An 876-nucleotide genomic window follows, 5' to 3' on the forward strand; every position below is an offset into this window, starting at 1 on the left:
GGATATGACTTTGCGAAGGTCATTGATGCATTCTGGCGGGGGCACGAGCAGGATAACGAAACGCTAAAATCCAATGCCATTCGCTGGCTGCGGGGAGAGTACACCACTAAAACTGATGCCCGTAACGATCTCGACGTTCGGACTATTATCTCAGACGCTTCATTCTATGATTCTTTGAAGCTGATGAGCCTTTTTGTCCGCCAGGCAGGCTATGCCGGTCTTTTGGTCAGCCTCGACGAAATGGTGAACCTCTTTAAGCTGAATAATACGCAAGCAAGAACAGCGAACTACGAACAGATTTTGCGGATCCTGAATGACTGCCTGCAAGGCTCAGCCGAGAACATTGGTTTTATCCTCGGGGGGACGCCAGAGTTCCTTTTCGATCCGCGCAAAGGTCTTTACAGTTATGAGGCGCTCCAGTCACGTCTGGCGGAAAACCGGTTCGCGCAAAAAGCAGGAGTGATTGACTATTCGTCTCCCACTTTGCATCTTGCCAGCCTCACCCCTGAGGAACTGTATATTTTACTGAGAAATCTTCGCCATGTTTATGCAGGCGGAGAGCCAGAGAATTATCTGGTACCAGATGAGGCACTGACTGGATTTCTGCATCACTGTAGTAAAATCATTGGAGACGCTTACTTCCGTACCCCCCGTAATACCATAAAAGGTTTCCTGGATATGCTGGCCGTGCTGGAACAAAACAGAACGATGAACTGGCAAACACTAATCGAGGGTGTGGCGATTGAAGAGGACAGGCCCAGCGATATGGATGACGCCATTATGGAGGAAAGCGATGACGACGACGGACTGGCGAACTTCAAACTATGAGCAGTGCCTACTATAGTCTCGATCCCCGCGTCCGTAAGTGGGTTTACA

Annotated in this window: 1 protein-coding gene; it reads left to right on the forward strand. The window is 49.7% G+C overall.

Going from position 1 to position 876, the window contains the following annotated elements:
* Positions 1 to 828: BREX system ATP-binding domain-containing protein (locus ADK28_RS13085; protein ID WP_048795846.1), on the forward strand; the 828-nt coding region annotated here is incomplete at its 5' end.
* Positions 829 to 876: the final 48 nt, after the last annotated feature.

Source organism: Serratia sp. 506_PEND (assembly GCF_001076875.1).
Classification (GTDB): Bacteria; Pseudomonadota; Gammaproteobacteria; order Enterobacterales; family Enterobacteriaceae; genus Serratia; species Serratia marcescens.